Origin of the sequence: uncultured Empedobacter sp. (assembly GCF_937930195.1) — a bacterium.
Taxonomy (GTDB): domain Bacteria; phylum Bacteroidota; class Bacteroidia; order Flavobacteriales; family Weeksellaceae; genus Empedobacter; species Empedobacter stercoris.
The window spans coordinates 1-14,502 of sequence record NZ_CALGVK010000034.1 but is presented as its reverse complement, the minus strand read 5'-3'; the positions used below and the strand labels follow the sequence as shown (position 1 = coordinate 14,502).

Below are 14,502 nucleotides of genomic sequence, written 5' to 3'. Positions count from 1 at the left end.
ATATTTATCCTACCGAATTTTACTACCTTATGAAAAATATACACATTGGCTCTTTGATTAAAAAAAGAGTGAACGAATTAGACATTGACACATCAAGAATTATTGCTTTTTTTAAGACTTATACAGAAGAAGAAATAAAAGCACAATTCAAGAGTAAAAGTATCTTAACTGATGATTTGCTCAAATGGTCAAAATTATTAGAGTATGATTTTTTTAGAATCTATTCGCAACATATTATTTTGTTTTCTCCTCTTCCAAAAAACTCTTCTAAAACAACTTCCTCCACAAGTTCTGTATTACCAAGCTTTCGAAAAAGTGTCTATACAAAAGAGATTATTGACTTTGTTTTGGATTTATACACAACTGAAAACAAAAAGATTCAAGAAATTTCGAATGAATACAATATACCTAAAAATACCATCCATAATTGGATAAAGAAATATCTACCTCAAAATTAAATTTTACTCATCATGCAAAAACCAAACTACCAAAAAATTTATAAAGAGATTATTCAGAAAAAGTTCCCAGAAAAAATTCAACAAACCAAAAAGCTTTTAAAAAAAGAAATGGATGTTTTGGATGTCATCAAACTATCAGAGATATTAAACACTAACGAAACTACTGATAATCAAAAACACAAATCGTATGATTTAAACTCTATTCAGAAAATATTAAATATTCAGAAAAAGAATAATTACACCAATACCTATATTGCTGAAAAATATAAAATAAGTAGAAATACAATTGCTAAATGGCGAAAGATATATGATTATTAAATAGAAAAGGCTTCACGATGAAGCCTTTTTTATTGATTGTTTTTATCTTCTTTAATCACTTTATGTACTGCTAAAGTTGCAAAAGGTACAAAAGCATACATTATGTAAATGATAAAATCTTCATCATCCCATTTGTAAATTTTTCTAACTTTGAAAAGTAACAGCAGATAAACTGTAAACCAGAAACCATGGAAACTTCCTGCAAATGGCATAGGCAGCACATAATCAAATTGATATTTAATCGGCATTGCGACTAAAAACAAAAGTGCACAACTTACCGTTTCCCATACACAAGCAGTAGCGAACCATTTTTTTAACTTTTCGTCAGATACGTTTAACATGGTGCAAATTTAATTTTTTATTGAGACTCTTCTAATGACAATCATTAGTTAAACCGTTAATTTAACAAAAAACAATGTACAATCATTACTATTTATGATAATCATACATGTTAATTATCAATATTATTGATTATTTTTGTAGCTAATCCAAAACCATCTATTGAATGCATGTAAACAATTTTATTTCAAGAAAATTCAATTTAACATTACCTTATTGGACAATTATCTGCCCAATTATAGCAATCTTTTCGTTAGGATTTGCCGACCAATTTAAAGAACAAGTGTGGTTTTCTACAGTTTTAGGAATCATATTAATTTTTGCAGTTTTAGCAGCTGTACATCATGCAGAAGTTGTAGCGCATAAAGTAGGCGAACCTTTCGGAACCATAATTTTAGCCTTAGCCATCACTGTAATCGAGGTTTCATTAATTGTCTCATTGATGATGTCAGAACCGACTGGATTTCCATCTGTCCTGGCGCGAGACACTGTTTTTGCAGCTGTGATGATTATTTTAACCGGAATAATCGGAATATGTTTATTGGCAGGAGGTGTTCGTTTTAGGGAGCAAAACTTCATTAAACAAGGTGTTTCGACAGCCCTTATTACTTTGGTTGCTATTTCTATTTTAACATTAGTTTTACCCAACTTTTTGACATCAGAAAAAGGCGGTGAATTTTCGTCTTCCCAATTAATTTTTGTCGCAATTATTTCTCTTATTTTATATGGCGGATTTATTTCTGTACAAACTATTCGACACAGAGATTATTTCCTTCCACAAAATAATTCTGATAACGTTGTTTCCGAATTACATGTTGAAAAACCTAATCTACTAACAACCATTTCTAGTTTAGTTTTATTAATATTTGCACTTGTTGCAGTTGTATTATTATCTAAGAAACTATCGCCTACCATCGAATCAATTGTGATGGAATTTGGAGCTCCAAAATCGTTGGTCGGAATTATTATTGCTGGAGTTATTTTATTACCAGAAGGCTTAGCAGCGTATAAAGCTGCGAAACAAGACCGCTTACAAACAAGTCTTAATTTGGCTTTAGGTTCTGCTTTAGCTTCAATCGGATTAACGATACCAGCTGTTGCAATTGTATGTTATTTTACAGGATTAGAAGTTACGTTGGGTATCGATGCTAAATCTTCTGTCTTATTGGTACTTTCGCTGTTTACAGTTTATTTATCTCTAAGTTCGGGCCGTACAAATATTCAACAAGGAATTGTTTTATTAACCCTTTTTGCAACCTATTTATTTACAACAATTGTCCCTTAAAAATAAGTTTTAAAAACTAAAAAAGCGACTTGAATTATCAGTCGCTTTTTTTATGCTTAAAATAAATAGTTGCTCTATCTTTTAGGTAACGAAACCATATTCGAATCCATTTTTTGGTCTTTTTCTAAAAATATTTTCCCTCTCAATATACCTTGAATTGTATTGATTAATTCTTTTTCAAAAGAATCCCTCAGTTGAGATTGATGAAAAATCAATGAAACTTCTCGCGTAGGAACTGGAGATTCGAAATTCTTTACAAACTTTTTATATTCATCTGATAAATCATCCGCAACCAACGCTGGTAACAATGTCATTCCATATCCATCGTTTGCTAATTTTATCAAAGCTTCGAAACTTCCTGAATCCAATTTTATCGGACGGTTTTTCATATTAGATGTATCGCATAATGCCAATACATTATTTCTAAAACAATGACCTTCTTGTAAAATCAATAAATCTGAAGTATCTAAATCATTTTCATTAATTTTTTCTTTGCCCGCTAAACGATGTCCATTTGGAACATAACCTACCAACGGTTCATAATATAAAGGTCTTTCTATCAGTTGATCTTCGAATAATGGAGAAACGACAATTCCAAAATCTAATGAGCCGTCTTTTATTCCTTTTACAATTTTATCCGTTTGCAATTCTTTGATAATCAAATTTGATTTCGGATTATTTTTTTGAAAAGTTTTATAAAACAATGGCACCAAAGATGGTAAAACGGTTGGTATAACTCCAATCACAAAATCACCTTCTAACAAACCTTTTTCTTCGTTAACAAGATGTTTCATTCGATTAGCTTCCATTAAAATTGTTTTGGCTTGTGCAACAATTTTTTCTCCAATTTGTGTAATCTTAATTGGATGCGAAGTTCTATCGAAAATATCAATATTTAACTCTTTTTCCAATTTCTGAATTTGCATGCTCAACGTTGGTTGAGTAACAAAGGATTTATCAGCAGCAATTGTAAAGTTCTTATGCTCAGCAACAGCCAGCACATATTGTAATTGTACTAATGTCATATTTAAAAATTGATATCTATAAATTTTTGTGATAAAGATATGGATTATTATATTATGAATCTATATCATAAATCATAAAAAAAGCTCGGATATATCCGAGCTTATAAAGTTGAAAACAACCTATTAGTTATTTAATTGTTTTTGAATTTCAGCTGTCCAATCTTGTAATTTCTTTGCATCTTCTGCTGTTAAAGATTGTGTGTAACCTTGTAATTCTTTTGAAAAATCAACTGATTGTTTTGTTAATTCTGCTAATTTATTTGCATCACCTGCAGTTGCTGCTAATTTCATATCTGCAGCCCATTGGTTGTATTTGGTAACAAATTCAGTTACTTTAGGATCAGAGAAAGTTGGTAAATCTTTTGCTACATCTGCAACTTTATCCATCGTTTCTTTACCTGCTTCAACTTGATCTTGTACTGTATTTGCTACATTTTCTTGCGTATTTTCTACTTTGTCTGCTACTTTTTCTTTTTCAGATTTACAAGAAGATAAAGAAACTACACCTAATACTGCAGCGGCTAAAAATAATTTTTTCATTTTAATTAGAGTTTAAAAGTTTATAATATTGTTTGATTGTTCAATTTAAACAAATCTAACGAATTATTCTTATTATTTTTTAATTTTCTTTTGAAAATAGAAGTTCATAAAGATTAGCATCATTACCTTGCTTTGCTAACAAGTCGCTGTGTGTGCCTTGTTCGACAATCATTCCATTATCCATTACAATAATCTTATCTGCATTCTGAATTGTCGCTAAACGGTGCGCAATAATGATAGACGTTCTACCTTGCGTTAATTTATCGGTCGCTTTCTGAATTAACTCTTCTGATTCTGTATCAATCGAAGAAGTTGCTTCATCTAACACCAAAATTTCTGGGTTATAAATATACGCTCTCAAAAACGAAATCAATTGACGTTGACCAACAGAAAGCGTAGAACCTCGCTCGCTTACCTCACTATAATAACCTTTTGGCAATGACATGATGAAATGATCTATCCCGATAATTTTTGCGGCATTCTGTACTTCCTCCAACGAAATATCTTTGTTCCCTAAAACAATATTATCATAAATGGTTGTATTAAATAAAAATACATCTTGCAAAACAACCGCTACATGATGACGAAGATTCTGTAAATCCATTTCATAAATATCAACATCATCTATTTTTATTGTGCCTGAATCAATATCATAAAAACGACTTAACAAGTTAATAATCGTTGATTTTCCTGCTCCAGTTGCACCTACAATTGCAACTTTTTCTCCTGGATTTGTAGAAAAAGAAATTCCTTTCAACACCAAATTATTCGGAACGTAAGAAAATTTAACATTCTCGAAATCGATTTTTCCTTTCACATGATCCAATTTAATTTTTCCATTATCCGGTAAAGTCTGATCATCATCCAAAATCTTGAACACACGATCTGCTCCTACTAAACCACGTTGAATGGTATTAAAACGCTCTGCAATTGCACGCATAGGCGCTGTTAATAAGGTTACATATTGTGTAAAGGCAATTAAATCACCAACCGAAACATCTCCATAAACTGCTGTTCTTAATCCTCCAAACCATATTAAACTTCCGGTTGCTAAAGCCGAAATAATATCGACAACAGGAAATAAAAGTGAAAAATAGAAAACTGTTTTTAGATAATTTTTCTTTAAATCATTATTAATTGAAACAAATTTATTGTATTCTGCTTGTTGACGATTAAATACCTGAATAATATTCATTCCTGTCAAACGCTCTTGTACAAATGTATTCAACTTCGCCACAATCGTACGTTCTTCTTGGTACACATTTTTCAATGCTTTCTGAAACAAACGTGTAATAATCATCATTAACGGAAGAATAATAATCACCACAGTAGCCAAAACCCAATTCATCCAATACATTACAAATACAATGAACACGATCTTTAGCACATCTCCCAACATTACCAAAATACCATCATTGAAAACCTCAGCAATTGTTTCAACATCTGAAACTGAACGTGTAACCAAAACACCGTTTGGTGTTTTATCGAAATAACCAAGCTTAAACTTGATCAGATGATTGTACAAACGAACGCGTAACAAACGAATAACACGCTGTGCAACAACATTTGCTAAATAAACCATGAAAAATGACAATATCCCTTCGAAAACCAACACTAAAGCAAGTTTTACGATTTGCATTTTTAGACCTGGTAAATCTTTTGTCTGAATGTAATCATCAATAATATTTCCCGTTAAATACGGACGATAAACAGAAAAACATGCACTAAAAACTGCTACAAAAACCACGGCCCAAAATAAATATTTGCTTTGTGCACCAATTTGTAAAACACGTTTTAATCCATTAAAATCAAACGATGTATTCTCGTTATTTGAACTCATTTTTAAATAATTCTTTTGGATATTGAACATCTACCAAATACAATCCTTGCGCAGGAGCCGAGGCACCAGCTGAAGAACGTTGTTTTTGTTCAATAATTTCTTCAAAATCTTGGATAGAAATTTTTCCTAATCCAACTTCAACCAATGTTCCAACAATTGCACGTACCATGTTTCGCAAAAAACGATCTGCAGTAATCTTAAAAACCAACTGATTACTTTCATTTGTTCGCCAAAATGCTTCTCTTACATCGCAAATATTGGTTTTTACATCGGTATGTAATTTAGCAAAACTTCCGAAATCTCCTTGCTTAATTAACAATTTTGCTGCATCGTTCATTTTTTCCACATCCAATTTACGATTAAAAATCCATGCACTTTCAAACGCAAAAGGATCTTTGAAGGGTGAAATAAAATAATTATACGAACGCGAAGTCGCATCAAATCGAGCATGCGCTTCATCATCCATCAAAAATAAGCGATAAGCGGCTATATCTTTTGGTAAAAAAGAATTTAATTTTTTGATTAAATCATTATTTAGTAATTCGTCATAATCAAAATGAATGAACATCTTTTTGGCATGAACACCAGAATCTGTACGGCCTGCACCAACTATCGAAATTTCTTTTCTTAAGATTTTAGACAATCTATCTTCGATTACTTCTTGAACCGAAATTTGATTGGGTTGGATTTGATAACCAAAATAATTTTTTCCGTTGTATGCTAATTCTAAAAAATATCGCAATTGTTGTAAATTTGAACAACAAAAATACAACCTTTTGAAGAAAATTCTTTTACTTTCGGACACGCATTCTTATATCGACGATAGAATTTTGGAATATGCGCAACAAGCAGACGAAATTTGGCATGCTGGGGATATCGGAGATATTTCTGTTACCGACAAATTAGCAAAAATAAAACCGTTGCGTGCTGTTTATGGAAACATTGACGATAATAAAGCGCGTGCAGAATTTCCTCTAAACAATAGATTTACCTTAGAAGGTGTCGATGTTTGGATCACCCATATTGGTGGTTATCCTGGCAAATATAATCCTGCTATTCGTCAAGAAATTTATACAAATCCTCCAAAATTATTTATTTGTGGGCATTCTCATATTTTGAAAGTTATGCCTGATAGACAATTGGGGTTAATTCATATGAACCCTGGTGCTGTTGGTAAGCATGGTTTTCAGAAAGTTCGTACAATGTTGCGTTTTGAATTGAATGATGGTAAAATTGAAAATTTAGAGGTGATTGAATTTAAAAAATAATGACAACGTTAGATTTTTGATTTACGAAATGAATAAGCGAAATTCGACTTTCGCTTTTCGTTTTACTTTGTTAATTTGAACGCTTTCAGAATCGAAATAAATTTTGGATTGGTGATATATTTTCTAAATTCATGCGAATCTTGACCTGTAAAATCCGTTTCTTCTAAAAACGTATAATTTTTTGAGAGTTCATCAAACAAATCTTTCTTAAATCCAAAATCAGTCGCAATCAAGTTGCGAGACATGAAACCTGTCTTACCCTTTCCTAACACATAATCTGTATTGTTAATCGTGATATGCATACGTTTCAGTTGAGTAGAAAAAGTTTTGTATTGATTTGCATCTGTGGTAAAATCAATCTTCCCAATTGCTGGGGCTAACATGATACTATAAATTTTATTGTTATTTTCTTTCAACATTTCGGCATTTGTAAAATCAACATGATGTGCATTTTTAGCACGTTTTATCTCACTTCCTCGCAAAGAAGGATTCACCAAAGCACTTAACACGACTGAAGCTCCACGACTGTGCGAAATCAAATAAACGTCTTTATTATGAATAACATTCAAGATTCTACGCAACCCAAAAACACCTGCCATTTGACTATTTGTTGTTGCACTAACCCATACTTTTGCTGCACCAAAAAGGCTCTCGTTCACCAACCCGTCCCAATAAAAATTGATTATCTCATCGGTTGATGAATTAAGATTCATATAGGTTTTGGCTTTGTTATAATTTTTTAAACTAAATAAATAATCATTGTCAATTCCATGAACAAAAATGATAACACGTTTTTTATTCTTAACTCTTTTTTCAATATTATTAAGACGTAATTCTTCGTAAGTCGTTAATTGATTTTGAAAATTATTTTCTGTTGCAATTTTCATTAGCGAATAATCCCTTCTACTTGCATTCATTGGTGGTTTTCCATAGGACTTCAACCAATTATCTGGATAAAAATTACCATTTTGATCAACAAATGAACTTGTTGTATTGGGTTGAATAAAATTATTCGGATTTTGTGAAGTTGGTACATTATGAATTGCAGCACACGATGTTAAAAAACTAATCATCATGATATAAAATACGTTTTTCATTTGATAAAAATTGGTATGCTAAATAACTACATTTTTCGTTATTTCGCAATAGATTTATTATCATCAACCTGAAGTTTAACAAGGTTTTAAGTAGAATATTCCTTCTTTACAACCATATTTCACAAATTATGATATACAAAAAACGCTCAAGTAAATCTTGAGCGTTTGAAAATATAAAATAATTTAACTTCTAATTATTAATCACACCAGAACCTAAAAGTTCATCTTCCTTGTACCAAGCACAAAACTGACCTTCTGTAATTGCCGATTGAGGATGCTCAAATTCTACATACATTCCGTTTTCAGCTTTATGTAAAATAGCTTTTTGCAAAGGTTGACGGTAACGAATACGCGCCATAACTTCCATTGTTTCGTCCGTTTTAAGTGCTAAATCTTCGCGAACCCAATGCACTTCTTCTTCTTTTATAAATAAAGCTTTTTTCAATAATCCAGGATGATCTGCTCCTTGACCTGTATAAATCACATTGGTCTTAACATCTGTATCGATGATAAACAAAGGTTCTACTTTTCCTCCTACACCTAATCCTTTTCGTTGACCACGCGTAAAATAATGTGCACCTTGATGCTTACCTACAATTTCTCCGTCTTCTTGTTTATAAGAAAATCCTTTAGCTTCGAACTCTAATGCTTCGTATTTCGTTGTAAAAGTTGGGATTTCGCGTTTATATCCGTTCCAATCTTTCGCAATTTCTATAATTACACCTTCTTTTGGTTTTAATTGTTGTTGCAAAAACTCGGGTAAACTTACTTTTCCAATAAAACATAGTCCTTGCGAATCTTTTTTATTAGCTGTCACCAAATCTTGTTCTTGCGCTATTCTTCTTACTTCTGGTTTTTCTATATCTCCAATTGGAAATAATGCTTTGCTTAATTGTTCTTGCGACAATTGACACAAGAAATAAGATTGATCTTTGTTGTTATCAGTTCCTTTTAATAACTGAAAAATCTCGTTCCCATTTTTATCAATTGTAGATGTTTTTCGTGCATAATGTCCAGTTGCAACATAATCCGCACCAAGTTCTAAAGCTGTTTTCAAAAACAAATCGAACTTGATTTCTCTGTTACATAATACATCTGGATTTGGTGTTCTTCCTTGCTCGTATTCATTGAACATATAATCTACAATACGTTCTTTGTACGAATCAGACATATCAATTACCTGAAAAGGAATATCTAATTTTTTAGCTACCAACAAAGCGTCTGCACTATCTTCTATCCATGGGCATTCATCCTCCAACGTTACTGATGCATCGTTCCAATTACGCATAAATAATCCGATCACATCATAGCCTTGCTCTTTTAGCAAATAGGCTGTAACACTTGAATCTACTCCTCCAGAAAGTCCTACGACAACTCTTTTCATCTTAAAAATTTCAGTTCACAAAGTTATAAAATAATATCCGACGAATGAATATCCTACATCAATCTATTTTTTAATTGATTTTGGTTGAAAAAATAAGATAAAAATAAGCGTACAAATTCCCGTCAAAAATGGATAATATAAATTAGATAAAACATCTATCGAAGAAACTTTTGCAACATTCGAAATAGCGTTCGCCGCAGCAACAGCTGCCAATACTTGTGCACCATAAGGTAAAACTCCTTGTACAAAACACGAAACTGTATCCAAAATACTCGCTACGCGTTTGCCTTCTAACTTATGATGATCAGAAATTTCTTTGGCAATTTTACCACAAATTAAAATTGTGATTGTATTATTCGCTAAACAAGCATTTGCTAACGCTGTAAGTGATGCAATACTCATTTCTGCTTGACGTTTTGTTTTGATATTTTTCGTTAAATGATAAATGATAAAATCTAACCCACCATTCAAACGAATAATTCCAACAATTCCGCCAATCACTAAACAGATGATACATAATTCGAACATACCTTTGAAACCCTCATTAATAGCAGAAATTAATGTTACAGTTGGAATGCCAGAATAAAATAATCCAATTCCAATGAACGAGATAATTCCTATGATTAAAGCCCAAATAACATTAACTCCAGAAACTGCCAGAGCGAAAACTAACAAATAAGGTAAAACTAAAATCAAGTCAAAATCTAACTGTTCTCCTTTGAAATTTGAAGTATCAAAATGTTGAGAAATTGAAAAATATATCATTATCGAAACAATAGCTGCAGGAACTACTATTCGAAAATTTGTTTTAAATTTAGATTTCATACTTACTTCTTGCGTACGTGTTGCAGCAATTGTAGTGTCGGAAATAAACGATAAATTATCACCAAACATTGCACCTCCAACGACAGCTCCTAACAAAATTGGCATAGAGCCTGGAATCATTTTATCCATTTGAACCGCTATAGGTGCCACTGTTACAATTGTTCCTACTGAAGTTCCTAAAGCAGTCGAAATAAAGCATGATAACATAAAGAATCCAGCTACAATAAAGGATGAAGGAAGGTAATTCAGAAATAAATTAACTGTCGATTCTACTGCGCCAATTGTTGCTCCTAAACTTCCGAAAGCACCTGCAAGTAGAAAAATTAATATCATTAGCATGATCGTTTCTTCACCTGCATTATTACAAAACGCTTTGGCTTTGCTTTTAAAAGGAACTTTAGGAAATTGAACAAACGCAATAACCAAAGCTAACATAAATACGACCAAAGCTGGAACAGTATAAAAATCGTTCAAATAGGTAGATGCCGAAAAATAGACGAGTATAAAAATGATTAAAGGGAATAAAGCCCAAAAATTTCCTTTTTTAGTGATCATATTACTTAAAATTCAGAAAAATATTCTGCAAATATCTTTCTAAATTTAGTATAATTAAAATAAATTATTTATTGATTTATACGATTTTAAGTGAATAGAATAAAAAAAGGAACATCTTTCAATAGACATTCCTTGATTTAGAAAAATTTTCTATAAAACTATTTTATCGTGCAATTAATTTATTCGTTTTTGTGATTGCGCGTTCATTCTTTTCATCAATCCAAGCCTGACCTTTCATTTTACGCATTACATTATCGTATGTTCGCATCAAAAAAATATTATAAATCGCTTCTGATAAATTTTTTGGTTTGTGAGCCAACGAACGCAAACTCATCGAAAATCCTGGTGTCAAATATTTCATGTAATGCCACCAACCTTCAGGCATATATAGCATTTCTCCATGTTTAAGATCGGCTACCATTGGATTAATTTTTTTCAACGCTGGCCATTTCTCAAAATCAGGATGATCAAAATCAATATCTTCTCTACAAATAACCGAATGAGGTATTTTGTACATGTATTTTGTATCTTCTGGCGGTACAATTATACAACGTTTTTCTCCTGCAAAATGAAAATGCAAAATATTCGCTAAATCGATATCATAATGCATAAACACATTTGAACCTTCTCCACCAAAAAATAACATTGGCATCGATTTGAATAAATTCAATCCCAAATCTGGCATTTTATAATCTTGCTGCAATTGCGGAACTTGACTCATTAAATTGTATAAAAATATACGTAAATCAGTAGGTTTACTTTGTAATAAATCTACATATTCAGACATTTTCATTTTCGCAACAGGTTCATTTACTTTTTTCGTATAATCAACCGGATCATTATTATATAAAGGAACAATTTTGTCTCCTGCAACTTGTTTTATATACTCAAAATTCCATTTTTCATAGGCAGGCCAATCCTCTGTGATCCGCTCTACTACAACTGGTTTTTGAGGTTTTACGTAATATTTCTGAAAATCTTTCGCAGAAATACTTTCTACTCTTTCAACTTCTCTGAAATTAAAATTCATCTTTTATGTAAAATAAAGTGCAAATTTAATTAACTTATTTGTTAAATCCGGACTAATGCAATTTTCAAACCAATCTTTTTAAATTCAAGAAATAACTCCTTGTATATAACCATTAAAATTAACAGCTGCTTTATTTATTTTTTATACAAAATCAATATTAGCAATAAAGTAAATAAACAACACATCAATTGTTTCATTATCTTTACATTGACATATTTAAAAGCATCAACTTGAACCCAAAAAAAATACATTTTTTACTTTTTTTTATAATTCTGAATACATTTTGTTGTGCACAACAAATCTTTCCTTATTTAGAACTAAAAAATGACGACGATTTTGAAAAAATTGAAGCAATTAAACTCGAAAACAACTACAGTTTTCATCATTTATTAGGAAATCAAAGTAGCATTTATCATTTCCAAAACAAATCTGAAGATGAAATTTCGGCCAAATTTATTTATCCTTACCAAGTTTCACAAAATATTTATGAGTTAAAAGCTATAGTCAATGAAAATGTTTTTGAAATTCAATCCAAATCGATCGTAGATATTCGAAAAGAATTGAAAAACATTGATGCATCAACTGTTTTTAAAACTCAGAAAAACAATCAATTTTTGCAATTAGATTTAGGAAAAATTCCTGCGAATGCAACAATTAAAATTCAACTAAAAGTTTCGAAAATTGTTGAAGAAAATAATTTAAAATATCAACTTTCTTTTCCAGAATTTATCGTCAAAAGAACTGAATCTTTCACACAAATTAATCGTTGGAATAATAAAATAAATGGTTTTCCTCAACACATTAACTCAAAAATTAATCTTTCTGGAAATTTTCCCATTTCAAAAATCACTTCCGATTTAAAATTCCATCTTGATGACAAAGGAAATTATTCAACTGATTTTACTAGAACTAAACTTCCAAACATTCTTTATTCGTATACAAAAAATGAATTACAAACAGGAATTGAAACCTTTACCAAAAATGGTTGCGATTATATTTTAGGAACGATAGATCCAGGAAAAAACAATTTAAACTTTACTACACCACGCGAATTTTTGTTTGTCTTAGATGCTTCAGGTTCGATGATGAACCAACCAATTGAAACCATCAAAAAATTGATGAATCAAATTTTACCTAAATTAAATGAAACAGATAAATTTAATGTACTGATTTATTCGACAAAAAATGATTTAATCTTCAAAAAATCGCAATTAAAAACAAAAGAAAATATCAATTTTGCATTACAAAAAATTAATTCTTTAAGTGGGAATGGTGAAAAATTATTGGATGAAGCCATCAATCAAATTCAGAAAAATCCTTTTGATAAAAATTATAAACGAATTATAGCTATTATTTCGGATGGAAAAATGAATTTGAATGAAACTGTTTATAATTCGCTTCGAAATTATGCAAAAGACACGCAATTTATTACACTTGGAATTGGAAGAGAATTAGATTATAAAGCGATGAATTTTATTAGTTTGGCGACAGGTACTCTTCCAATTACAGTAAACGAACCGAAAGAATTTAACCAAAAAACTACTCAATTTTATCAAGCTATTATCAATTCATCTATTTATCATATAAAAGTACAATCAGCACAAATCAACCTCAGCGAAACATTTCCTAAAAATTTCAATACCTATTTGGCACAAAATACTGTCAATTTTGTTTCACGTGATTGCAATCGTCGATATCCAAAAAAAATGGAATTAATTGGAAATCAATCCAATCAAAATTTTACTCAAACATTTGAAATTAATCAGCCTAATCAACGCGAATTTACAGAAGCAATTACCTTTTATTGGGCGAAGCAAAAAATTGATTATCTCTTGAAAGATGAGGAACGTTGTGGCGAAATGTGTAAGAAAGATGGACGATATAGAAAAGAAATTGAGAAAATTGGAACTGAATTCAATATTTCGACTCCATATAATTTATTGATACAAAAAGATTATCTTGAAAATTTCAACAACGATTATGATACAGATGGCGATGGCGTGATGGATTTGGAAGACGAATGTCCGCTCGTAAAAGGAAATCGTTTTGGAAATGGTTGTCCAGAAGAAAATTTGAACGAAGAAAAAATCGGAAATTATGTACAAGATTTTTCAAATTATTTGATGGAAACGGTCGAATTTGATTTTGATAAAGCTGAAATTAGAACAATTGATTATCCAAAATTGAATCAAGTTGTATCAATAATGAAGCGAAATCCTACGCTATATTTCGTAATAGAAGGACATACCGATGCTGTGGGAACGGAATCATACAATTTTGATTTATCTCAACGAAGAGCGAATGCAGTATTGAATTATTTGATTGAAAAAGGATTAAATAAAAATCGATTCACAATTTTTGGTAAAGGTTTTTCTGATTTGAAACACAAAGAATGCAATCCTGCAACGAATTGTATTGATTGGAAAAATTTTGAAAATCGACGAGTGAGGTTTAAGATAAAATTGTAAATAAAAAAGACCGAGAAAATCTCGGTCTTTTAATATTTTATAAATCTTTAATTAAGAAATTCTTTCAATC

Annotated in this window: 14 protein-coding genes; 5 read left to right on the top strand and 9 right to left on the bottom strand. The window is 30.9% G+C overall.

Features of this window, described 5'->3' with window-relative positions:
• Positions 1 to 458, top strand: a 458-nt coding sequence (locus Q0616_RS02135; RefSeq protein ID WP_366940228.1) for a hypothetical protein, incomplete at its 5' end; no start/stop codon positions are given.
• A 12-nt stretch (positions 459 to 470) separates the two neighbouring features.
• On the top strand, positions 471 to 776 hold the full coding sequence (locus tag Q0616_RS02130; protein WP_225539045.1) for a helix-turn-helix domain-containing protein: 306 nt from the start codon (positions 471 to 473) through the stop codon (positions 774 to 776).
• Between the two features lie 29 nt (positions 777 to 805).
• Here the strand turns inward: Q0616_RS02130 and Q0616_RS02125 are convergent, their stop codons facing one another.
• Positions 806 to 1,117: a DUF3817 domain-containing protein gene (locus Q0616_RS02125; protein ID WP_225539044.1), complete on the bottom strand. Its 312-nt coding sequence runs from the start codon at positions 1,115 to 1,117 to the stop codon at positions 806 to 808.
• Between the two features lie 164 nt (positions 1,118 to 1,281).
• On the opposite strand from Q0616_RS02125, the gene Q0616_RS02120 reads away from it, so the two are divergent.
• On the top strand, positions 1,282 to 2,400 hold the full coding sequence (locus Q0616_RS02120; protein WP_298774668.1) for an ionic transporter y4hA: 1,119 nt from the start codon (positions 1,282 to 1,284) through the stop codon (positions 2,398 to 2,400).
• Between the two features lie 74 nt (positions 2,401 to 2,474).
• Here the strand turns inward: Q0616_RS02120 and Q0616_RS02115 are convergent, their stop codons facing one another.
• From Q0616_RS02115 to truA, 4 genes are all read right to left on the bottom strand, one after another.
• On the bottom strand, positions 2,475 to 3,425 hold the full coding sequence (locus tag Q0616_RS02115) for a LysR substrate-binding domain-containing protein (RefSeq protein WP_171623816.1): 951 nt from the start codon (positions 3,423 to 3,425) through the stop codon (positions 2,475 to 2,477).
• A gap of 123 nt (positions 3,426 to 3,548) precedes the next feature.
• Positions 3,549 to 3,965, bottom strand: coding sequence for a hypothetical protein (locus Q0616_RS02110; RefSeq protein ID WP_171623817.1), 417 nt, complete (start codon positions 3,963 to 3,965; stop codon positions 3,549 to 3,551).
• Between the two features lie 79 nt (positions 3,966 to 4,044).
• On the bottom strand, positions 4,045 to 5,805 hold the full coding sequence (locus Q0616_RS02105; RefSeq protein WP_298774666.1) for an ABC transporter ATP-binding protein: 1,761 nt from the start codon (positions 5,803 to 5,805) through the stop codon (positions 4,045 to 4,047).
• On the bottom strand, positions 5,792 to 6,547 hold the full coding sequence (truA, locus tag Q0616_RS02100; protein ID WP_171623819.1) for a tRNA pseudouridine(38-40) synthase TruA: 756 nt from the start codon (positions 6,545 to 6,547) through the stop codon (positions 5,792 to 5,794). Before truA ends, Q0616_RS02105 begins: the two co-directional genes overlap by 14 nt.
• 34 nt (positions 6,548 to 6,581) lie before the next feature.
• Between truA and Q0616_RS02095 the strand changes: the two genes are divergently transcribed.
• Entirely contained in the window at positions 6,582 to 7,073 is a 492-nt protein-coding gene (locus Q0616_RS02095; RefSeq protein WP_260544238.1) for a metallophosphoesterase family protein, read from the top strand.
• Between the two features lie 62 nt (positions 7,074 to 7,135).
• Here Q0616_RS02095 and Q0616_RS02090 read toward each other — a convergent pair whose 3' ends face one another.
• The 4 genes from Q0616_RS02090 to Q0616_RS02075 form a co-directional block, all read right to left on the bottom strand.
• Positions 7,136 to 8,170, bottom strand: coding sequence for an alpha/beta hydrolase (locus tag Q0616_RS02090; protein ID WP_188319689.1), 1,035 nt, complete (start codon positions 8,168 to 8,170; stop codon positions 7,136 to 7,138).
• Positions 8,171 to 8,360: 190 nt separating this feature from the next.
• Positions 8,361 to 9,554, bottom strand: a complete 1,194-nt coding sequence (mnmA, locus tag Q0616_RS02085; protein ID WP_260544241.1) for a tRNA 2-thiouridine(34) synthase MnmA — start codon at positions 9,552 to 9,554, stop codon at positions 8,361 to 8,363.
• Positions 9,555 to 9,617: 63 nt separating this feature from the next.
• Complete coding sequence (locus Q0616_RS02080; RefSeq protein ID WP_298774644.1) at positions 9,618 to 10,934, bottom strand: Na+/H+ antiporter NhaC family protein; 1,317 nt, start codon at positions 10,932 to 10,934, stop codon at positions 9,618 to 9,620.
• Positions 10,935 to 11,097: 163 nt separating this feature from the next.
• A complete protein-coding gene (locus Q0616_RS02075; RefSeq protein ID WP_171623824.1) occupies positions 11,098 to 11,964 on the bottom strand; it encodes a cupin-like domain-containing protein in 867 nt (288 codons plus the stop codon).
• A 230-nt stretch (positions 11,965 to 12,194) separates the two neighbouring features.
• Here Q0616_RS02075 and Q0616_RS02070 point away from each other — a divergent pair, with 230 nt between their 5' ends.
• Positions 12,195 to 14,432: an OmpA family protein gene (locus Q0616_RS02070; protein WP_298774640.1), complete on the top strand. Its 2,238-nt coding sequence runs from the start codon at positions 12,195 to 12,197 to the stop codon at positions 14,430 to 14,432.
• Positions 14,433 to 14,502 lie beyond the last annotated feature (70 nt).